This is a genomic window from Aeromonas sp. FDAARGOS 1405 (assembly GCF_019048265.1).
GTDB classification, from domain to species: domain Bacteria; phylum Pseudomonadota; class Gammaproteobacteria; order Enterobacterales; family Aeromonadaceae; genus Aeromonas; species Aeromonas veronii_A.
In genome coordinates, this window is the sequence record NZ_CP077311.1 from 3,435,004 (window position 1) to 3,454,438 (window position 19,435).

Genomic DNA, 19,435 nt, shown 5'->3' on the forward strand with positions numbered 1-19,435 from the left:
CTCTTTTCGTTTTCCCTGCGCCCTTGGCGCACACAGACTCTTATCGGAATACCTGACTCATGGCTATCAAGAAGAACGAACTCTACTCCTCCCTCTGGGCTGGCTGCGATGAGCTGCGCGGCGGGATGGATGCCTCCCAGTACAAGGACTATGTGCTGACCCTGCTGTTTGTGAAATACGTCTCCGACAAGGCCAAAGGCAACCCGTACGCCATGATCGAGGTACCAGCCGGGGCGAGCTTTGATGACATGGTGGCGCTCAAGGGCAGCAAGGAGATAGGCGAGGGGATCAACACCATCATCAGTGCGCTGGCGACCGCCAACGATCTGCAAGGGGTGATCACCATTGCCGACTTCAACGATGAAGACAAACTCGGCAAGGGCAAGGAGATGATCGACCGCCTCTCCAAGCTGGTGGCTATCTTCGAGGGGTTGGATCTGTCGGCCAACCGTACCGAAGGGGATGACCTGCTGGGTGATGCCTACGAATACCTGATGCGTCACTTTGCCACCGAGTCGGGCAAGTCCAAGGGGCAGTTCTACACCCCGGCCGAAGTGTCGCGCATTCTGGCCAAGGTGATTGGCATCAGCCGTCAGACCCCGCAAGATGCCACCGTCTACGACCCCACCTGTGGTTCTGGCTCTTTGCTGCTCAAGGCGAGCGACGAGGCCGGCCCCAAGGGACTGAGTATTTACGGACAGGAGATGGACAACGCCACCAGTGCGCTGGCGCGGATGAACATGATCCTGCACGACAACCCCACAGCAGCAATCTGGAAGGGCAACACCCTGGCCTCGCCCCAATGGAAGGAGGGCAACAACCAGCTCAAGACCTTCGACTTTGCCGTGGCCAACCCGCCCTTCTCCAACAAGAACTGGACCAGCGGCCTCGATGCCGAACACGACGAGTTCGGCCGCTTTGTCTGGGGCGTGCCGCCAGAGAAAAACGGCGATTACGCCTTCTTGCTGCACATCATCAAGAGCCTGAAGAGCACCGGCAAGGGTGCCGTGATCCTGCCCCACGGTGTGCTGTTTCGCGGCAATGCCGAGGCGCGTATTCGTGAGAACTTGCTCAAGCAGGGTTACATCAAGGGGATCATCGGTCTACCCGCCAACCTCTTCTACGGCACCGGTATTCCCGCCTGCATCATCGTCATCGACAAAGAGAGCGCCCACACCCGGGCCTTCAATGCTCTGGCTGACACTGAGCAAGGGCTGTTTATGATCGATGCCAGCAAAGGCTTTATCAAAGATGGCAACAAGAACCGGCTGCGCGAGCAGGACATCCACAAGATTGTCGACACCTTCACCCGTGGCCTGATCCTGGAGGGGTACAGCCGCTGGGTACCGCTTGGCGAGATCGCCCGCAACGACTACAACCTCAATATCCCGCGCTATATCGATGGCAGCGAAGGGGAAGACCTGCACGATCTGGCCGGTCACCTGCAAGGGGGCATCCCCGAGCGCGATATCGCTGCACTCGACCCCTACTGGCGGGTATTCCCGACCCTCAAGGCGACCCTGTTTGCACCGCTGCGACCCGGTTACAGTGAGGCGCGGGTCGCCGCGGCCAAGGTCAAGGGCACCATACTGGCCTGTGAGGAGTTTGCCCGCTTCAAACAGGCGGCGCTGGCGCCGTTCGCCCAGTGGTTTAGCGAGTGCCAGTTCGGCGAGTTTGCCAAGGGCGACTCGCCCAAGGCGCTGATCGACGAGGTGAGTGAAGCACTGCTTGAGCACTACCGCGCGAGCGCCGAGGCGACCGGTGAGCTGCTCGACCCCTACGCCATCTATCAGCTGCTGATGGACTACTGGCAGAACCAGCTGCAAGACGATCTATATGTCCTCTCTCAGGATGGCTGGCCAGCGGGTCGGGTCCTGCGCGAGCTGATTGCCGACAAGGGAGAAAAGATCAAAGAGAGCCCGGATCTGGTAATTGGCAAAGCCAAGTACAAGGCCGAGCTGATCCCACCCGCCTTGCTGGTGGCCCGCTTCTTTGCCAATGAGCAAAAAGAGCTCGATACCCTGCAAGTCGCGCTGGATGAAGCGAGCCAGGAACTGGAGAGCTTTATCGAGGAGCAGAGTGGGGAAGAGGGCGGACTGATCGAGGCGATGAACGACAAGGAGAAGGTGACCGCTGCCAGTGTCAAAGCGCGCATCAAGACCGCCACCGACAAGGAGGAACTGGCTCTGCTCAAGCAGGTGCAGCAGCTGTTTGATGCCGAAACCCGCGCCAAGAAGGCCCACAAAGAGGCCAGCGACGCCCTCGATAAAGCGGTGTTTGCTCACTACCCCAAGCTGCAGGATAACGAGATTAAAACCCTGCTGGTGGAAGACAAATGGCAAGCGAGCCTGCGCGGCGCGCTGGAGGCCGAGATTGAGCGAGTCACCCAGCGGCTTGCTAACAGGGTCAAGGAGTTAGAGGAGCGTTACAGCAGTTCCCTGCCACAGCTCACCAAGAGCGTCAGCGAGCTGGAAGCCAAGGTGGCGGCCCATCTGCAGGCCATGGGGCTGGAGTGGGCATAATGGCGGAACAGATGATTCAGCATAAAAAAGGCGAGAAGGTGGCCATGCAGGCTATCCCGACGGGCTATAAGCAGACCGAGGTTGGGGTTATTCCTGAGGATTGGAGCGTTGAATCCTTGAGCCAAGTAGCACAAATAACACGTGGGAAATTTAGTGCTCGGCCACGCAATGATCCTAAATTTTTCGGAGGCGACATCCCATTTATTCAGACTGGCGACATAACAAGATCAAACGGTTATGATGTTAACTTTTCTCAGACAATAAATGAACTTGGACTATCTGTAAGTAAGCTATTTCCTGCGGATTCTCTTTTTTTTACTATAGCTGCAAATATAGGTGATGTAGCAATAGCTAAATATCCTGCAGCCTGTCCTGATAGTTTGGTTGTAATAAAAGAAAACGGTCACATAAACAAACGGTGGTTATACCATATCCTTTCGTCAAAGAAAGAAGTTTTCGAGTCTATTGCTACATCTAATGCGCAATTAAATATAAATCTTGAAAAATTAAATCCATATGTTTTAGGTGTTCCTGAATTAGAAGAACAAACAGCAATTGCCAATGTGCTGTCGGATACCGATGCGCTGATTGCAGGCTTGGAGCAGTTGATCGCCAAGAAACAGGCCATCAAGACCGCCACCATGCAGCAACTGCTGACCGGCCGTACCCGCCTGCCGCAGTTCGCCCTGCGCCCCGACGGCACCCCAAAAGGTTATAAATCCAGCGAACACGGACAAATACCAGAGGATTGGGAGGTATGTGAGCTTCAAGATGCGGTGATATTCCTTGATGGTCAACGACGACCGATAAAATCAGGTGAACGAGCGAAGATGGCAGGGGGTTATCCTTATTATGGCGCCTCAGGGATTGTTGGATATGTCAATGATTACATTTTCGATGAGGACTTGATTCTCCTAGGTGAGGATGGTGAGAACATTCTAAGTCGTAGCGTTCCTCTTGCATTTCAAGTGTCAGGGAAAATTTGGGTTAATAATCATGCGCATGTTTTGAAGCCGCAAAATGACTTCCATATTTATTTCTTGGCGGAGTATTTGGAAAGTCTGGATTACTCGTTATTTAACAGTGGGACGGCACAGCCAAAACTCAATAAAAAAACTTGCCAGAGAATTAAAGTAATAAAGCCTAAATACGAAGAACAAACCGCAATCGCCACCATTCTCTCCGATATGGATAGCGAGCTTACTGCGCTGGCTCAGAAGCTGGCCAAGGCCCGTGATGTGAAGCAGGGAATGATGCAGCAGTTGTTGACCGGCCGTATCCGTTTGCCGCTGGAGGTGGTTGCATGACACAAGCGCAGCCTGTTGACGTTACTGTTCAGGGATTTAATGAGCTGTGCCGTGAGGGTGCCGCACTACAACTCGATCACTATCAGCGACCCTATGTGTGGGACTCAATCAAGGTAAATCAGCTGCTGAGCGATTTACACGAGTTCAGGCGCTCTAGCAAGGAGCAGGCCTACTACCTCGGCACCGTGTTGCTGCATCGTAATGATGAGAAGCAGGTCAGATTTGTGATCGATGGCCAGCAGCGGCTCAGTACGCTGGCGGTACTGTATTACACCTTGTGTGGTTCGCTACCTGAGGGGTTAGCGTTTCATTATCGATCCCCCATTTCGGCGCGCAACCTGCACGAGGCGCGCCAACTGATGGTGGAGCGAAGCAATATTGAACTGGACCCCTCTATCTTTGAGCAGTTGCGTTTCACCGTGATCATGGTAGAGCGTGAAGATCTTGCGTTTACCTTTTTCGATACCCAGAACCATCGTGGTGTACCACTGAACGCCACCGACTTGCTCAAGGCTTATCATTTGCGAGCCGTTAACGGCCCGCATGCCGAATCGCTACAACAGATCTGTGCCCAGCGTTGGGAGTCGGTGCAAGTGGCGGGCCCTTATCGACAAGCTGGCAAGCGGCAGGATTATGCCCCCGAACTGTTTGAGCAATTCTTGTGGCGTGCCCGTAACTGGCGGGGCAACAAGTGTATTGAGCGCGAAGATCATGATCGTTTGCTGGAGACTTTTCAGCAGCAAAGTATCGGGGGGGTTGAGAGCGATGAGGTGCCGCTCTATCCGGGGTACCACAATCAGTTTGCCAGCGCTCTCAAATTGCAGGGCAGCAACGATTATCGATTGGCTCTGACCCCTGTTCAGGTGGGGGGAAGTGCAGCCAGTTTGCCGTTCACCTTGCGTCAGCCCATTCACAAGGGCGTTGGTTTCTTCCTCTATGCACAAAAATATGCGGCGTTGCTCGATGCGTTGTTGTATCAGGAGAGCGCCAACCTGGAGTTGCCGGCGTTTCGTGAGTTTTACCGCCGGGTTGTATGCGTCAATGCCTATTACTTGCAAGAACTCTTCAAGCTGGCCTTGTTGATGTATGTCGATCGCTTTGGCTATCAACGGTTATTGGCATTTGCCGTGGGGCTGGAACTGGTTCTGGGCGGGCTGCGGCTGGAAAAGCAATACATCTTCAAGGAGTCGCCGCTCAAGTACCTGCGAGATGCCCCCTATAACCTGCTCGATGAGATATGCGGTGCCTATCGCCCGCAAGAGGTGATGGCATTTTTAAGCTCTGAAATTGAACGTTCAGAGGGATACAAAAAGGTCAGTAACATTACCCCCCAGAAGGGTGTACAGGGCTGTTATCTGTCCGCATTGCTGGGCTATTTCCAGCTTGACGCTGCCCCTGAGGGTAAAAATTGGGTGCTTGCCTGTTGGCTGAAGATGGAAAAATAAGATGCAACATGAATCAAAATTGACCACGTTGGCCGACATCATTGCAGATAAGCGCCTCTTCAATATCCCTATCTATCAACGCCTTTACGTGTGGGGCAGTGATCAGATCAAAGTTCTGCTTGATGATCTGGTTGCGGCCTGCGAGGCAGACAAGGACGTGTTTTACCTGGGGGGGACACTGGTCATTGAACAGGGGAAGACTGCATGTGGGCATCCTTTGCTGGATCTTATCGATGGCCAGCAACGTTTTACGACCTTGTGGCTGCTGAGTGTGGTGATGGAGCGTCTGCTCCCACCCTCAAGGGACGAGCAAGCCGCTCATAACCCTCTGACCGATTTTCGCTGTACCTGGTTTGGGGATAGTCGTGAACCACGTATCCGCTTTGCTATTCGTCCCGGTGTTAGCCGCTTTTTCACGGCGTTGCTTGATGGCCGCGCTGTGCCTGATGAGCCACAAGCGTCGGCGTTGAGCTATGCGATGCAGGTGATGGAGGGGTATTTCTCAGACAGGACTGATGAACGCAGCCGTGTTGATCTTGTCAAACTGGGCCGTTTTATTCGTGAGCGGGTACAACTGGTTCTGACCCGGGTTCCCGCTAACACGGATCTCAACAAGTTGTTTGAGGTTATCAATAATCGCGGTGTGCAATTGCAGCATCATGAAATTCTGAAGGCTCGCTTGCTGGCATTGTTGCCAGAGAGAAGTGAACGGGAAGTTTATGGTCAGATGTGGGATGCATGCTCGTTTATGGGGGCCTATGTCGAGAAGAATCTGCGTACCGTCAAGGGGCTAAAACTTATACCTCTTTATGATGCGGATGAAGCAAAACGCGATCAGGAGCGGCTCGCAGATCCCCGGGCTGTACGTGATGCCTTGCTAGCGCTTGATAATCAGCAGGACATCCAGCCTCATTCTCTGGAAGAGATCCTAAATGGTGCGGCACTCCTGACGGAGTCATCCAGTGAGGACACAAGAAATGAGGAGGCGTATGAGGCGGATGATGTGCGCAGCGTTATTGGCTTCCCCATGTTGTTGCAGCATGTGTTACGCCTCTTTCTGTTACGGTCACAGCGTGACGACATCGGCAAGATCCTGGACAAAGAGTTGTTACAGATTTTCCAGATCCACTGGCTGGAAGGGCTGTCCCAGTGTGACAAGCAGAAGCAGGCCAATGAGGTGCGTTATTTTATCGAGCTGTTGTGGCGCTGCCGCTATCTGTTCGATAAACACGTCATCAAGTGGATCAGCGATGAAAATAATGAAGAAAATCATGGTATTCGCCGGCTCAGGGTTAATGAAAGCCGAGGCTACCGGAGCCTGATCCGAGATAGCCGTGATGCTGAAAGCGACTTTGCCATGCTGCAAAGCATGCTCTATCACTCGCAGCAATTGACCACTCATTACTGGTTAACCCCGCTGCTGAATTATCTGTTGGATCATGGCGGTGAAAACGCTCATTGCTATCTCCAGTATCTGGATAACCACCTGTTGTGCAGTGAAAGTGAACAGCCTCTGATCGTGCGAACCCGTGAGTTTGTACTCAATCCATGGAGTCGGGCTTATCCGCTTCGTGATATGCAGGCGGTGCTGACCGCCAATGAGGGAACTGATTTTTCTCATTACTGGTTCTACAAGCTGGAATACATTTTGTGGGATCGCTACCGCACCCAGAAAGGAAGTGCGTGGCAGGCGTTTCGGATGACTGCCAGAAACTCGGTGGAACATGTTTCGCCACAGCAGCCTGAGTCCTTTGATACCAATCAAGTAGCCCCTGAATTACGCGACTGTTTTGGCAATTTGGGTCTGGTGTCACGCAGCATCAACTCCGAATACGGCAACAAGCCCTATGCCGAAAAACGAGCGCGCTTTCGTGAGCGAAATGCCGCAAGGGTTGATTCTCTAAAGTTGGCGCTGATTTATGAACACGAACAGTGGAATGGTGAGCTGGCGCAGGCTCATCAGCAAAAAATGATTGAAGAGTATCAGCAGTATTTTGCGGCTGTTGAACGTTATCCAGGCACCATAGGGACCTCTGCTGAAGAGTGATGTTAAATATCACTATCAGTCGTTTTGCTCCGGGTTTTTATCAACGACGGTGTTGAGTAACCCTGGAAACCTGATGAGCCCGGTTGGGCTGCTTGGTTTGATTAGAAGGAATGACAACAGTGACAACTGTCGGCCAACGCGAACGAGCTACCCAGCAGCGAGTCGTCCGTTTTTTTTGCGAGACACTGGGCTATCGCTATCTGGGTAACTGGCATACCCGCCCCAATAATCGCAATGTCGAACCTGCTCTGCTGACTGACTGGTTGATGGGCCGTGGTACGGATGCCGCGCTTATTCCCCGAGTCCTGCGCCAGCTGGAGCGGGCGGCTAGCCTGGGGGAGGGGCGCCAGCTCTATGATGCCAATAAAGAGGTCTACCGCCTGTTGCGCTATGGCGTTAAGGAAAAGAGCGGGGCGGGTGAGCAGAATCAGACGGTCTGGCTGGTGGACTGGGCCAATCCTGAGGCTAACGACTTTGCTATCGCCGAGGAAGTGACTGTCGCGGGGGAGAATACCAAGCGGCCGGATCTGGTGCTCTACGTTAACGGTATTGCGCTTGGTGTGATCGAACTCAAGCGATCTACTGTCTCTATTGGTGAGGGGATCCGGCAGAACCTGGATAACCAGCAACAAGACTTTATCCGCAACTTTTTCACCACCCAACAGTTGGTTATGGCGGGTAATGACAGCCAAGGCCTGCGCTACGGCACCATCAAAACCCCTGAGAAATACTATCTGGAGTGGAAAGAGGCTGATTCTTCACTGGACGGAAACCCGTTGGATCGCCATCTTGCACAGCTCTGCGACAAGAGGCGCTTTCTTGAGTTAATTCACGACTTTATCGTGTTCGATAGTGGGGTGAAGAAGACCTGCCGCCATAACCAGTATTTTGGTATTACGGCGGCCAAGCGCTTTATTGCACGCCATGAGGGCGGGATCATCTGGCATACCCAGGGCAGCGGTAAAAGCCTGACTATGGTGTGGCTGGCCAAGTGGATCCGAGAGAATGTTGCTGATAGCCGAGTCTTGATCATCACAGACCGTACTGAACTCGATGAGCAGATAGAGAAGGTATTTGCCGGGGTTGAAGAGGAGATCCTGCGTACCAAGAGTGGGGCCGAGCTGGTACGCCGTCTTAATGAAGCACACCCTTGGTTGCTTTGCTCTTTGGTGCACAAATTTGGCCGACACACGGAAGAAGAAGGTGAGACGGCTGAGCGAGATGACGATGAATTTATCGCCGAACTAAAGGCAAGCCTGCCAGCTGATTTTGCGGCCAAGGGCAAACTCTTTGTGTTTGTGGATGAGTGCCACCGTACCCAGTCGGGCAAGTTGCATGGGGCCATGAAGAGCATATTGCCCGAGGCACTTTTTATTGGCTTCACCGGCACACCCCTGATGAAGAAGGATAAGAAGAAGTCGGTAGAGGTGTTTGGACCCTTCATTCACACCTACAAGTTTGACGAGGCGGTGAGCGATGGGGTGGTGCTGGACTTGCGTTATGAGGCCCGCGACATTGACCAACGGGTCAAGTCCCAGGCCAAGGTGGATGAATGGTTCGAGGTGAAGACCAAGGCGCTCTCCCGACTTGGTCGCCAGCAGTTAAAAGAGAAGTGGGCCTCGATGCAGAAGCTGCTCTCGAGCCGCTCACGCCTCGAGCAGATCGTGGCCGATATCCTGCTCGATTTTGACCGTAAACAGCGCCTGGCGGATGGCCGTGGCAATGCCATGCTGGTGTGCTCCAGTGTCTATCAGGCTTGCAAAAGCTATGAGCTGTTCAGTCAGGCAGGATTTGCAAACAAGTGTGCCATCATCACCAGCTATCAGCCTAATGCCAGTACCATCAAGGGGGAGGAGACTGGGGAGGGGTTGACCGAGAAGTTGGCCAAATACCACATTTATCGCAAGATGCTGGCGAACTTTTTTGGTCAGAGCGAGGATGAGGCTGGAAAGCGAGTTGAGGAGTTTGAGGCAAAGGTCAAACAGCGTTTCATCGATGAACCTGGTCGAATGCGGTTGCTGATTGTAGTCGACAAACTGTTGACTGGTTTCGATGCGCCTTCGGCTACCTACCTTTATATCGATAAAAAGATGGCCGATCACAACCTTTTTCAGGCTATCTGTCGGGTCAACCGGCTCGATGGTGCCGATAAGGAGTATGGCTATATCGTCGATTACAAGGACCTGTTTCGTTCTCTTGAGAAGACCGTCAAGGATTATACCGCCGAGGCGTTTGAAGGTTATGACAAGGAGGATGTCGCTGGGCTACTCAAAGATCGCTTGGCCCAAGGTCGGCAGGATCTTGACGACGCTCTGGAGGCAGTGCGAACGCTCTGCGAACCGGTCAAGGCTCCCCGTGAAGAGTTGGATTATCAGCATTACTTCTGCTGTGCTCCGAGGGCAAACGAAGATGAGTTGCTCGACAAGGAGGCGCTGCGTCTAACCCTTTATCAATATGTCGCCAAGCTTATCCGTGCGTTCACCGCGCTGGCGGGGGAGATGGAAGAGGCCGGTTATAGCGCGAGCCAGGCTGCTGCAATCCGTCGTGAGGTAGAGCACTACAGCAAGGTGCGCGACATGATCAAAGTAGCCAGTAGTGATCACGTCGATATGAAGCAGTTCGAGCCGGCGATGCGCCAGATGCTGGATCTCTATATTGATGCTGACCCCAGTGAAACCCTGATGGACTTTGAAGAGCTGGGACTGTTGGAGTTGATCATCGAGCGGGGGGCTGAAGGGCTTGAGGGGGCGCCTGAGGGACTGCGTAAAGACCCCGAGGCTATGGCTGAGGCGATTGAAAACAACGTGCGACGGACCATCGTCGACGAGAATCCGGTTAACCCCAAGTACTACGAAAAGATGTCGGTGCTGCTCGATGAGCTGATTGAGCTGCGTCGCTCTCAGGCTATCTCTTACCAGGAGTATCTGGAAAAGGTACGCGAGCTGGCCATGAAGGTGAAACGTCCAGCCAGCGGGGGGGCACAGACCTATCCTGCGAGTGTTGATACCTCAGCCAAGCGTGCGCTCTATGACAATTTGGGCTGCGATGAAGTGCTGGTGACCAGGATCGATACTGCCGTCAGATATACCAAAAAAGCGGACTGGCTCGGTGATCGCTTCAAAGAGCGGGAGGTTGCCTTTGCTATTGCCGAAGAGATCAAAGAGTACGATGTGACAGTCGCAGATGTGATGACCCTGGTAAAAGCCCAGCCGGAGTACCACTGATGGCGTTGGTTACCTTTGGTGAGCTGACGTTCGAGTTGCAGCGCAAGGGCATCAAAAACTTGCACATCAATGTATTGCCCCCTGATGGACGGGTGCGGGTATCCGCGCCTGCTTCTTTGTCAGATACCGCCATTCGTGTTGCAGTGGTGCGAAGACTGGCCTGGATCCGACAGCAGCAGGCGGCGTTTGTTGCCCAGCCGCGTCAGAGCGAGCGCAAGATGTGTAGTGGAGAAACCCATTATCTTTGGGGACGAGGTTACCGGCTGGATGTGATTCAGACCGATGGGGACCATAGTGTCAAGTTGCAGGGGGGCTGGATCCGTATGCGAGTGCCCGCTCATTACGATGCAGCTCGTCGCGAGGCATTGTTGCTAGAGTGGTATCGTCAACTTTTACGCCAGCGTCTTCCGGTACTTATTACCAAGTGGCAGGAGATGCTCAAGGTTGCACCTTCTTTTGTCGGTATCAAACGCATGAAGACCATGTGGGGTAGCTGCAAAACAGATACTGCTCGTATCTGGATTAACCTCGAATTAGTCAAGAAGCCTCCTGAATGTCTGGAATTTATTATTGTTCACGAGATGGTGCATCTGTTAGAGCGCAAACATAACCAGCGATTTATCTCCCTGATGGATTTGCACTTGCCAAATTGGAGAGAACATCGAGAGAAGCTGAATAAGATGCCACTGGCGTTTAACCGATGGGGCTATTAAATGTTTCTTTATGATCCAGAACAGTATATTGAATGGCTTGGCTATCCTTCACAAGGGGAGTTTTTTCATGGGGTATTTAGCTCGCCATTACTGAATGAAAAAAAGTTGCATGTACCATGTGCCAAAACACTCAAGAAGTTATTTTCATTAAATGAACCAGTAAAGGTAACTCCTCAGGCTGAAAAGTTTTTCCATAGATTAAAAGAATGCCTTGTTTCTCTGGGTGTAGAGCCTGAATACCTGGAGCCGTCATCCGAACCTATTCTGAGGGTTCAGTTCTCTGCTCGGGTTAAATGGCCAGCCTTATTTAACGCGTTACAAGTTAATGGGTATTATCCGCAGGCATGTATACAAGCTAATCATCTGCTTGGTAGATTACTGGAGTTATTAGATAGCTTGGATGGCCTTGAGGGCCAAGAGCGAATTCAGAAAATAATTGATAACGATTGGATATTGTCAAGTCTGACTGAGCTGGGCGTTGGGTCGGTTGTCAATGATTGTGATGTAAGTATAGAGCTTGAAGATAATGAGACTCTGGCTAAAATTTTACATTATCTAAACATCTACATGTTTATTAAGGTGTTTGCCGCGTTTGACGCTGATTTTAACAGCAAGGTATCGATGGAGAATAAGAAGTCTCTATTTTTAAAACTGATGCCTACGTCTCCTCTTGAGGATTGGATACCCCATAAGTCAGGTATATTTGAACCCTTGCTTCAGGCTTTTGAGTCTAAGAGGGTTGGTTATCAAGCATTTGCTAAGTATGCTAATTGTAATGAAGACTCTATAAAAACTAACTTGCGTCAGTTTTATGCAAATGAAAGGAATCTGAAATTTAAAACCGTGCAAAAATGGTTCTTTGGTGCATTTGAGGAACTATCACAAAAGAAAGACCTTGACGAAGCTGAAGTACTTAATTACTGTGAGCCGGCTTGGTGTGTTGCGGATATATTGTCCGGATGGATTAAAGTAACGCACTCCTCTGAATTTAATAATGTTCAAGTTACATGCTTTAGTCATTATCAACGATTTTATAATGAAGCGATCGGCAGCAGGGAGCCATAGGCTCCCTGAAAAAATCATTCATCTTCCTCATCAGGACGCTCATCGTAGCCCCGGACTCTGCCAATAGGCATCGTGCTCGGGGTTTAATTGACGCGAACGGTTATCGTCGTCATCCTTTTTAGACATGTGATTTCCTTACTATTTCGTTGTTGGTTTTAACGGGGGAACAGCAACAGTTTTTTGTGCACGAGCGGTGAAGCTGTCTTTACTCACACCACCTCCGTTACTTCGCGCTTCAGCACTATGGATACGTGATACGGCTTCTGGGGTCATTGGCTTTTTGTTATTGCTCATGATGGTTCTCCTTGTCATCTCCAGTGGACTTACTGGATAGCGACAATGTATGAAAATTGAAGCCATCTGACAGGGGGCAAAAAATGGAAATTTTTGTAGGGTCTGGTGCAGAGGGGGGGATGTCGAAATGTTGTGGTCGATAAAACTGACCCCGTTTTCAGTCTGTATTCACCAATTATCGGCAGCTTTACTCCTGAGTCGTCAAGTTGAATAGGTCTGTATATTATAATTACCAGAATTAGATATTGATGGAATCGTTGTTTTTATTATATCTTAGATGCAGGCTTATTCAATTCCCACTCTGGGCAACAATGCGTAATTTATTGGTTTTTTCGCCAGCAGCTAAAATCTATAGCCCTATCACTTACCTTGAATAAATAACCAAATCAAATATATCATCACAGCGTGATACTAAGTGAGATAATATATGTGGTCACTCAGCATTCATCTTGTTTAAGATGGTTTTCTATATAGATTGTATTTCATTTTGAAATACAGGGGATGTAAATGAAGGTCAGAATGAAAAGGTATAATTCTTGAGCATCTACAAGATAGCGTCGAAGGCATACATGAAATGCATAATAAACCATCCCTTGGTCGGGATTCGATTGGGTGCAAAAAGGCGGCTTGGTTATAATTAATGGTATCCCATTGTACTATCTTGGAACAAGATGCTGAGATGAGTATGGAGGGGTTGGTTATTGCATATCCAGTCGATTTATCTTCATAATTTTGTGTTTTTTCTGAGTTGTCTGTATGGTGAACAGACTCAGCAAGTCGTTGGGTAGGAGTGTCTGCCACCATATGGCAGCGCAAAAATGTTCATTGCCATATAGTGGCACGGATTTTTGGCATTGAGATAGTAGTTTCATTAGCTTAAGGCCTTGTTTTATAAAGCGCCATTTTTTAATGATTAGGGTTTGTGTACATGATAAAACCATAACGATTTGCATGCAAAAATCTGGGAAAAATTTCGATAAAAATTGCCATAATATGGCAATTGGCCCTTTATATGCCATCAAGCAAGGCTTGGAATTAACCTGCATGAAGAATGGTATTTTAATGGTGGTGGCTTGGTTTGTTGATGTCCCTTGCGGCATAACAGCTTGTTGAACTAAATAGCTGTACCGAATAGTAGAACACTGTACTCGTACCGCTTCTACAGGTGACATGAAGCACACATCGTCGCTGACCCTTGTCATTTCAGGCGTTGCCGTCAGATTGCACAAATTCCTTACGCTAAAGGCTTTCGGCAAGATGTAGCACTCCATTAAGAACAGTTTTTTAGGGCGTGACATTAAATTTTGTCATGTAAGCAAGGTTAATATTTTCTTGTGGGTGATTATTGCTTAACACATCAAGGATGTTATGTTGAATTTTAGAGGGAGCCATGCTGTAGTGTTGAGAGACGGCTACTGCTTGTTAAGACTTAAATGGTTTAACAATAGAGGGAATGTATTTTAATGGAAGGTGGCTGCGTTCGTTTTTATTGAGAGGCATCATATTACCCTCCAATGAGGCCGAACACTATCGATGCGTCATTGATAGTGCTCGACACATGTATGCTATTTATTGAGATCTAGCTTCTTTGCTGACAATGGCGAGAGCAACGACAACAACGCTGAGCATGACAACTTTGTCAGTTTCAAGCTCTTTGGCTTGCTCCAGTAATTTTTCAAGCAGTTCGAACATGATGGGCTCCTTTGTTTTTAAACCCTGTTAGGGAACAGCTATATTATGGACGTTGAATAGGGGGCTTGTTGTGTGACCAATTGGTGTTGTTGGCTGGGTGAACGTGCCAAGATATTATTCGATGGCAATGATGTCGTAGTTCCTGATGGCGTTGCCTATACAGACCTGATATTCCTCGCCGACAGTCAGTCCCATGGCGGGTGAGACAACAGGGGTATCTGGTGTAATACAGATAACCTTGCCCTGTGTGCATTCGTGTGGCTTGCCAAGGCTGGCAGGTGCAATAAAGAGTTGCACTCTCTCTTGCCCCTCCTCGAGCAGGGTGATAAGGGCTCCAAGCTGAATGTGCTGGTAGGGGCGTTGCTGTTTTGCTAGCAGGCTATGCAAGCGAACGCACTCTTGCAGTTGTCCCTGAAGTGTCAGGAGTCGCAATTTTTGGGCTTCAGTCAGATATTGTGCTTCCTCTTTGAACGTGTCATAGCGCGATTCCATGGCGCCAATGTGATAGTTGGCCTCCTGTTGTGCTTCATGAGCACCTGCGATGGCCAGCTCGCACATCCGGCGCAGTTCCTGTTGCAGCATGGTGAGCAACTGCAACTTAAGCGTTCTGGACATAGATCCGCTCCTCATTTATCGCTGCAGGTTGACGGGGCGGAAAGCTAAACCCTCGCCCTTGCTTGAGGCACCACGAGCGGGTTGAGCCAGGAAAACCGCAGTTGAAGTTGCATTGGCCGGTTAGTACCAGCCGTAGCGGCATCTGCAGTTCCTGCTGATGTTGTGCCAGCCAGGCTGGCAGGGTTGCCAGTTCTGAAGAGGGCATCGAATGACCAAGCTCCTTGCGCATATAGCAGAGCGAGATACTCTCGTCAGGAAATACCCGCAGATAATCAGCGAAGCCCTCCAGGCAGTCAGCCTGTTGCGGACAGTGCCGGCACTGCTGCGCGTCACGGCGCGCCTCATCCCCTAACTTGTACTCGACAATGCCACCGTGCCGGGTTTGATAGCGAATACGGTCACGTCCTCCGTGCTGACTTGCGCTACGGCCAGGGGCATTCAGCATGCTGATATCGGCAAACTGGTTAAGTGCTTCATGTGGAGAGATATAAAAGCGTTCATATTGCTCCGCCATGCTGGGCATCCAGTAGAGATCCAATAATTTGAGCCTGAGCTGGTGGCGATCAATAAATGCAATCTGCTCTGGCAGATCGGCGCAGTGGCCTTTCAGCAACACCCGATTGATGGCAAGAGGAAGCCTATTGGCGATAGCACTCTCCAGACCATCGATAAAGCGGTGATATAGGTTTTGACCTGTGATCTGGGCAAAGGTGTCGGGGTTCATGGTGTGCCAGCTCAAACGTACGAGATCAACGCCGGCCTGTTTGAGCGGCAACGCATGACGAGCCAGCAGGCTGCCATTGGTGGTGAGCGATACCGTACAACCACATTCTTTAAGGTAGGCGACGAGATCAGCCAGTTGATGGTTGCCATCTCGCCATAGCAAGGGTTCCAGTGCGGCAAGCTCGATTTTTCGGTTACCACCGTGGGCCAGCCAAACCTTGATCAACTGGCGAATATAGTCAAAACGAAGTTGCATTTGCTCTCTCCTGAGTCCATTTCATGGGGGGCAAGATAACGCCGTGTGGGCCGCATTTAGCGGTGTGCCAAATGGTGGGCCGTCATGGCGAAGCGGGGGCGGGGTTAGCAGGGGAGCGGGGTTCCCACGATGACCTTGGCTTTCAGCAGCCCCGCTACGGTGCGGCGGTAGTGATAGCCATCCTCAGCGACAGGTTCTACGGGTTTGTCCAGCAAGGTTGCGGCCAGACTGGCATGGATCAGGTAGTGATGCCCCCCGCAGCAACGCAGAACAAAGCGTTCGGCGCGCTCAGAAAGTTCCATCCAGGCTCGGGGCAGATCGGCACAAATAAGGCGACGAAGAGCATGACGAGCCCGCAGGCCATGTTGTCGGCAGCTGGCCATGGCAACCAGTTTCCAACCACGCTTGGCCTTGAACAGGGTGCTGGCTATGACCCGGCCACGATAGGTCACCAGCCGCCAGCGTTGGGTCTTGCTCAGCAGATCCGCTGGCTCTGCATAGTGCAGGCCGCCACTCACCTCGGCATAACTTGCGACCAGCAATGCCCAGACCTGGTCCAGATAGGGTTGCATCTGGCGGCTGTTGGTCAGGGTCAGTGTCTTCATGTAGCCTCCGTATGGGTGAGTGACAACGTGGATATCCTAATGTTGTCCGGGAGGCACTGAAGACATCACCAGTTGGTGAGCGCTTTTCTGGATGATTTATGAAAATGCACTCTGTTCGACAGGCGTGGTGCAATGGGGCAATGCGGTGATGCACTGGGTCACGCCATCCAGATAGCTTTGCAGGGGGGAGAGGTAATCTTGCCGGATCTGGTCGATCAAGGTATCGATTGCCCTCTGCAGATCCTGCTCGATGGCCGAGCACCCTTTACCGAGCAGGTCGCTGTTATCAAACCCAACCCGTTGTCTGCGGGTATGCTCGGTCGGCGCTCCCATAAATTTATCTGCGATAGCTGCAGCTGCCAGCGCGGAGATTGCGCTGACAACCGGGCCACCCAGTGCTCCCGCCAACCCTCCCAGCAGGCCAGCGCCCAGGCGGGTTAGGCTGTGCCTGCCCGGATGGGCAGGCTCCTGCCAGGTAACATAGCGATCCCGATACTCCCCCAATTCGCTCACCTGAAGCAGGCTGGCTGGGGTGGGGAGTGTGGCCAGCAGTGGAGCGAGATGGCGCTCGATCAGCGTTGCCAGTGTCTGTTCACGCAGCGTCCGATAGTCGTTGAGAAGTTGGTCTCGCTGCTGTCCCTCTTGATGGCGTTCAACCAGTGTCGGCCAGGCGTCAAGCAGCGAGATCAGCGCTTCTTCTTGCAGGGTTTGCCGCAGGATGGGGAGCGCTTGCTCGATCCGCCACAAGGCCTGCTCCAGCCGGGTCAGTGCTGGTTTTAACTGATGCTCAAGGGGAGCGATTACGCTGCGCTGAATAAAATAATCGAGCTGAGCTTGCCACTTGGCGGGTTTATAGCGCAGTGCTTGCTCGGTGAGGGTGGCAAGCGCCTCTCCCAGCCTGTCCAGACCATGATCAGAATCAGGAGCTGTTTTGGCGCAGGCCACGGAGAGACTGATAGCCTGACGTAGCGTCCCCTTGCTGAGCAGGTGCTGCTGTGCGCGCTGATAGAGATCCTCCTCTTGTTGCTCACGTCGCTCGGGGGACTTGGCAACCAGCTTGCTCACCACCTGATGGCTGGCTTCATCCCAACTCTCTTGCTGGATGTCGCTGCGACTGATCACCGGCAGCAGGGGCTTGCCCAGGGTCAGCTCTGCAGCAAGGGCATCGAGTTCATGGATCAGTCCCGGATTGGTGGAGGGGGTGATCCAGAGCAGGGCATCGGCGCTATCGGTAAAGCGCCTTGCCAGCTCGCCGTTGGCCCGGGTGACCGAGTGCAACCCCGGGGTATCGATCAAGGCCAGTTTGTCGCCGATCAGGATCACCGCAATCTCGCGGGTGGTTTCAGTGGCCCCTTCCGCAAGTGGTAAAGGGTGGGGGAGAAGGCTGCCTTCACGCAGGATAAAGGCCTGTGCACTGGCCATCAGTGTGGCGCCAAGTCGTTCGCTGAGATAGTTGATAAGGCTCGATTTCCCGGCGTTCACCTTGCCATAAATCAGCAGTACCAACCGGTCGGCCAGTTGTTCGCTCAGGGCTCGCATCGGTGCCTGGTTTTGCCACTCTTGCTGCCAGCCGGTGGCCAGATTGCTGAGAGTCGTCGTGAGCTGCGCCGCATCGGCTGCCAGCGCAGAGTTGGCGGCTCGCGCTGCCAACGGGGCGGGCAAGGCCAGTTGTTGTTGCAACTGGTCAAGCTGAGCCAGTAACCTCGCCTCTCTATCATGGGCAGCCCGTGAGGCATCGGTCAACTTGGCCAGTCTCAGCTGAAAAGGGGTGAAGGGATCACTCATGGTCTGCTCCTCGGGTTGGCAGGATCAACGCCGCCAGCGCTGCTTGTAGTTGAACCAGCTGGGCCAACTCCCGTTCCAGCGGGGCGGCGGCCTGCTCGGCCTCTCGCTCAATCCTGTGCAGCAGCGCTTCATAACAGCCTTGCGGGTCTGCCTGCAGTGTTGTGATGCCTGGGCTGGCCACATTCAGCTCGCGGCAGAGTTGCTCCAGCATCAACTCGCCCTGACGGCGGCTGGCGGGGTTGGGTCCTTGCGGTGTCGGATCCTCATATTGCTCGCTATCGGTGTTGCTCTCACGGGTGGCCAGATAGGTGACTACGCCGCTCACCAGGAGACCGCCGAGCCAAAAAAGAGGTGCTGCCATCATGTGCTCCTTAACGGTTGAGGGTATCGATGATCTGGTTGAGACGATCGGCCAGGTTTTCCCGAGCCGACAGCGGTTGCAACTGCGCCTTCAACATCCTGGCTTGCAGCTGGATCTGGCGAGCCTGCAGGATCTGCTCGATCGCACCCTTGAGTCTGGCAAAGCGTCGGTGACGGCGGGCAAGCCAGCCGGCAGCGTCAGCCATCAATTGCTGGCGCAGGGCCGGGATGCCACTGCTGGCCAGCACAGACGTTTCACCCACTCGTTTACCCAGTTGCCAGCGGGTACTGCTGCACAGTACCAGCGGGCCATCCCACTGCTGCAAAATGGCGGCCAGCGCTGCTTCCTGCGCCTCCTCGCTGCACTCGTCGATCCGGGTTAACACCAGGGTGGCATCGTGCTCCTCCAGCAAGGGAAGCAGGTCGGGGGCCAATTCACCGTTGCCGAGGGCATGGAGGATCAACAGATGATCGGCCTGCGCCATCGCCTGCTGGCTGGCCATATCATCCGCGCCGCTCGGGTCGGCATTGAGCCCGGGGGTATCAAGCCAGCAGAGGCCGTGGGCCACTCCTGTTTGCAACTGTCTGGTCTCCCGGCGATCGGCCACGGTAAACAGGTCACGCTCCATCAGTGCGTTGAGCAGGGCGCTCTTGCCGGTGTTGTAGTCGCCTATGGCGGCGACGGTTGGCCGCGGATCGGCGCGGTACAGTGCCTGCAGCGGGGCGATCTGATCATGCAGGTCCGGATAACGGCCAAGCAGGGTATCTAGCAGCATGGGGGT

16 protein-coding genes are annotated in these 19,435 nt (G+C 52.5%); 7 read left to right on the forward strand and 9 right to left on the reverse strand.

The window, feature by feature from the left end:
- Nucleotides 1-59: 59 nt before the first annotated feature.
- The 7 genes from I6L35_RS15810 to I6L35_RS15840 all read left to right on the forward strand — a co-directional run bounded on the left by I6L35_RS15810 (nt 60) and on the right by I6L35_RS15840 (nt 12,323).
- The gene (locus I6L35_RS15810; protein ID WP_216978702.1) at nt 60-2,522 is read left to right on the forward strand and encodes a type I restriction-modification system subunit M; all 2,463 of its coding nucleotides are present in this window, start codon (nt 60-62) and stop codon (nt 2,520-2,522) included.
- Complete coding sequence (locus I6L35_RS15815; protein WP_216978703.1) at nt 2,522-3,829, forward strand: restriction endonuclease subunit S; 1,308 nt, start codon at nt 2,522-2,524, stop codon at nt 3,827-3,829. Before I6L35_RS15810 ends, I6L35_RS15815 begins: the two co-directional genes overlap by 1 nt.
- Entirely contained in the window at nt 3,826-5,274 is a 1,449-nt protein-coding gene (locus tag I6L35_RS15820) for a DUF262 domain-containing protein (protein WP_216978704.1), read from the forward strand. The genes I6L35_RS15815 and I6L35_RS15820 overlap by 4 nt, the downstream gene beginning before the upstream one ends.
- Before the next feature lies 1 nt (nt 5,275).
- The gene (locus tag I6L35_RS15825) at nt 5,276-7,321 is read left to right on the forward strand and encodes a DUF262 domain-containing protein (RefSeq protein WP_216978705.1); all 2,046 of its coding nucleotides are present in this window, start codon (nt 5,276-5,278) and stop codon (nt 7,319-7,321) included.
- 119 nt (nt 7,322-7,440) lie between these two features.
- Nucleotides 7,441-10,545, forward strand: coding sequence for a type I restriction endonuclease subunit R (locus I6L35_RS15830; protein ID WP_216978706.1), 3,105 nt, complete (start codon nt 7,441-7,443; stop codon nt 10,543-10,545).
- On the forward strand, nt 10,545-11,258 hold the full coding sequence (locus I6L35_RS15835) for a M48 family metallopeptidase (protein WP_216978707.1): 714 nt from the start codon (nt 10,545-10,547) through the stop codon (nt 11,256-11,258). The genes I6L35_RS15830 and I6L35_RS15835 overlap by 1 nt, the downstream gene beginning before the upstream one ends.
- The gene (locus I6L35_RS15840; RefSeq protein ID WP_216978708.1) at nt 11,259-12,323 is read left to right on the forward strand and encodes a hypothetical protein; all 1,065 of its coding nucleotides are present in this window, start codon (nt 11,259-11,261) and stop codon (nt 12,321-12,323) included.
- A 138-nt stretch (nt 12,324-12,461) separates the two neighbouring features.
- Here the strand turns inward: I6L35_RS15840 and I6L35_RS15845 are convergent, their stop codons facing one another.
- The 9 genes from I6L35_RS15845 to I6L35_RS15880 form a co-directional block, all read right to left on the reverse strand.
- Nucleotides 12,462-12,617, reverse strand: coding sequence for a hypothetical protein (locus tag I6L35_RS15845; RefSeq protein WP_201984444.1), 156 nt, complete (start codon nt 12,615-12,617; stop codon nt 12,462-12,464).
- Nucleotides 12,618-13,315: 698 nt separating this feature from the next.
- Nucleotides 13,316-13,873: a hypothetical protein gene (locus I6L35_RS15850; RefSeq protein ID WP_216978709.1), complete on the reverse strand. Its 558-nt coding sequence runs from the start codon at nt 13,871-13,873 to the stop codon at nt 13,316-13,318.
- Nucleotides 13,874-14,186: 313 nt separating this feature from the next.
- Nucleotides 14,187-14,309, reverse strand: a complete 123-nt coding sequence (locus I6L35_RS21265) for a hypothetical protein (RefSeq protein ID WP_257621998.1) — start codon at nt 14,307-14,309, stop codon at nt 14,187-14,189.
- A 114-nt stretch (nt 14,310-14,423) separates the two neighbouring features.
- On the reverse strand, nt 14,424-14,924 hold the full coding sequence (locus I6L35_RS15855; protein ID WP_201991554.1) for a hypothetical protein: 501 nt from the start codon (nt 14,922-14,924) through the stop codon (nt 14,424-14,426).
- The gene (locus I6L35_RS15860) at nt 14,908-15,903 is read right to left on the reverse strand and encodes a radical SAM protein (RefSeq protein ID WP_216978710.1); all 996 of its coding nucleotides are present in this window, start codon (nt 15,901-15,903) and stop codon (nt 14,908-14,910) included. The genes I6L35_RS15855 and I6L35_RS15860 overlap by 17 nt, the downstream gene beginning before the upstream one ends.
- A 104-nt stretch (nt 15,904-16,007) precedes the next feature.
- Nucleotides 16,008-16,508 (reverse strand): hypothetical protein, encoded by a 501-nt coding sequence (locus tag I6L35_RS15865; protein WP_088869031.1) that lies wholly within the window; start codon nt 16,506-16,508, stop codon nt 16,008-16,010.
- Between the two features lie 96 nt (nt 16,509-16,604).
- A complete protein-coding gene (locus tag I6L35_RS15870; protein ID WP_216978711.1) occupies nt 16,605-18,293 on the reverse strand; it encodes a GTPase in 1,689 nt (562 codons plus the stop codon).
- Nucleotides 18,286-18,657, reverse strand: coding sequence for a hypothetical protein (locus tag I6L35_RS15875; RefSeq protein WP_216978712.1), 372 nt, complete (start codon nt 18,655-18,657; stop codon nt 18,286-18,288). The genes I6L35_RS15870 and I6L35_RS15875 overlap by 8 nt, the downstream gene beginning before the upstream one ends.
- A gap of 7 nt (nt 18,658-18,664) precedes the next feature.
- Nucleotides 18,665-19,429 carry a GTPase gene (locus tag I6L35_RS15880; protein ID WP_216978713.1) on the reverse strand — a complete coding sequence of 255 codons (765 nt, stop codon included), beginning with the start codon at nt 19,427-19,429 and terminating at the stop codon, nt 18,665-18,667.
- Nucleotides 19,430-19,435: the final 6 nt, after the last annotated feature.

Bases quoted from the DNA above. Each gene is read 5' to 3' on its own strand.
- I6L35_RS15810 (WP_216978702.1), top strand. From the start codon at position 60: ATGGCTATCAAGAAGAACGAACTCTACTCCTCCCTCTGGGCTGGCTGC.
- I6L35_RS15815 (WP_216978703.1), top strand. From the start codon at position 2,522: ATGGCGGAACAGATGATTCAGCATAAAAAAGGCGAGAAGGTGGCCATG.
- I6L35_RS15820 (WP_216978704.1), top strand. From the start codon at position 3,826: ATGACACAAGCGCAGCCTGTTGACGTTACTGTTCAGGGATTTAATGAG.
- I6L35_RS15825 (WP_216978705.1), top strand. From the start codon at position 5,276: ATGCAACATGAATCAAAATTGACCACGTTGGCCGACATCATTGCAGAT.
- I6L35_RS15835 (WP_216978707.1), top strand. From the start codon at position 10,545: ATGGCGTTGGTTACCTTTGGTGAGCTGACGTTCGAGTTGCAGCGCAAG.
- I6L35_RS15840 (WP_216978708.1), top strand. From the start codon at position 11,259: ATGTTTCTTTATGATCCAGAACAGTATATTGAATGGCTTGGCTATCCT.
- I6L35_RS15845 (WP_201984444.1), bottom strand. From the start codon at position 12,617: ATGAGCAATAACAAAAAGCCAATGACCCCAGAAGCCGTATCACGTATC.
- I6L35_RS21265 (WP_257621998.1), bottom strand. From the start codon at position 14,309: ATGTTCGAACTGCTTGAAAAATTACTGGAGCAAGCCAAAGAGCTTGAA.
- I6L35_RS15855 (WP_201991554.1), bottom strand. From the start codon at position 14,924: ATGTCCAGAACGCTTAAGTTGCAGTTGCTCACCATGCTGCAACAGGAA.
- I6L35_RS15860 (WP_216978710.1), bottom strand. From the start codon at position 15,903: ATGCAACTTCGTTTTGACTATATTCGCCAGTTGATCAAGGTTTGGCTG.
- I6L35_RS15865 (WP_088869031.1), bottom strand. From the start codon at position 16,508: ATGAAGACACTGACCCTGACCAACAGCCGCCAGATGCAACCCTATCTG.
- I6L35_RS15870 (WP_216978711.1), bottom strand. From the start codon at position 18,293: ATGAGTGATCCCTTCACCCCTTTTCAGCTGAGACTGGCCAAGTTGACC.
- I6L35_RS15875 (WP_216978712.1), bottom strand. From the start codon at position 18,657: ATGATGGCAGCACCTCTTTTTTGGCTCGGCGGTCTCCTGGTGAGCGGC.
- I6L35_RS15880 (WP_216978713.1), bottom strand. From the start codon at position 19,429: ATGCTGCTAGATACCCTGCTTGGCCGTTATCCGGACCTGCATGATCAG.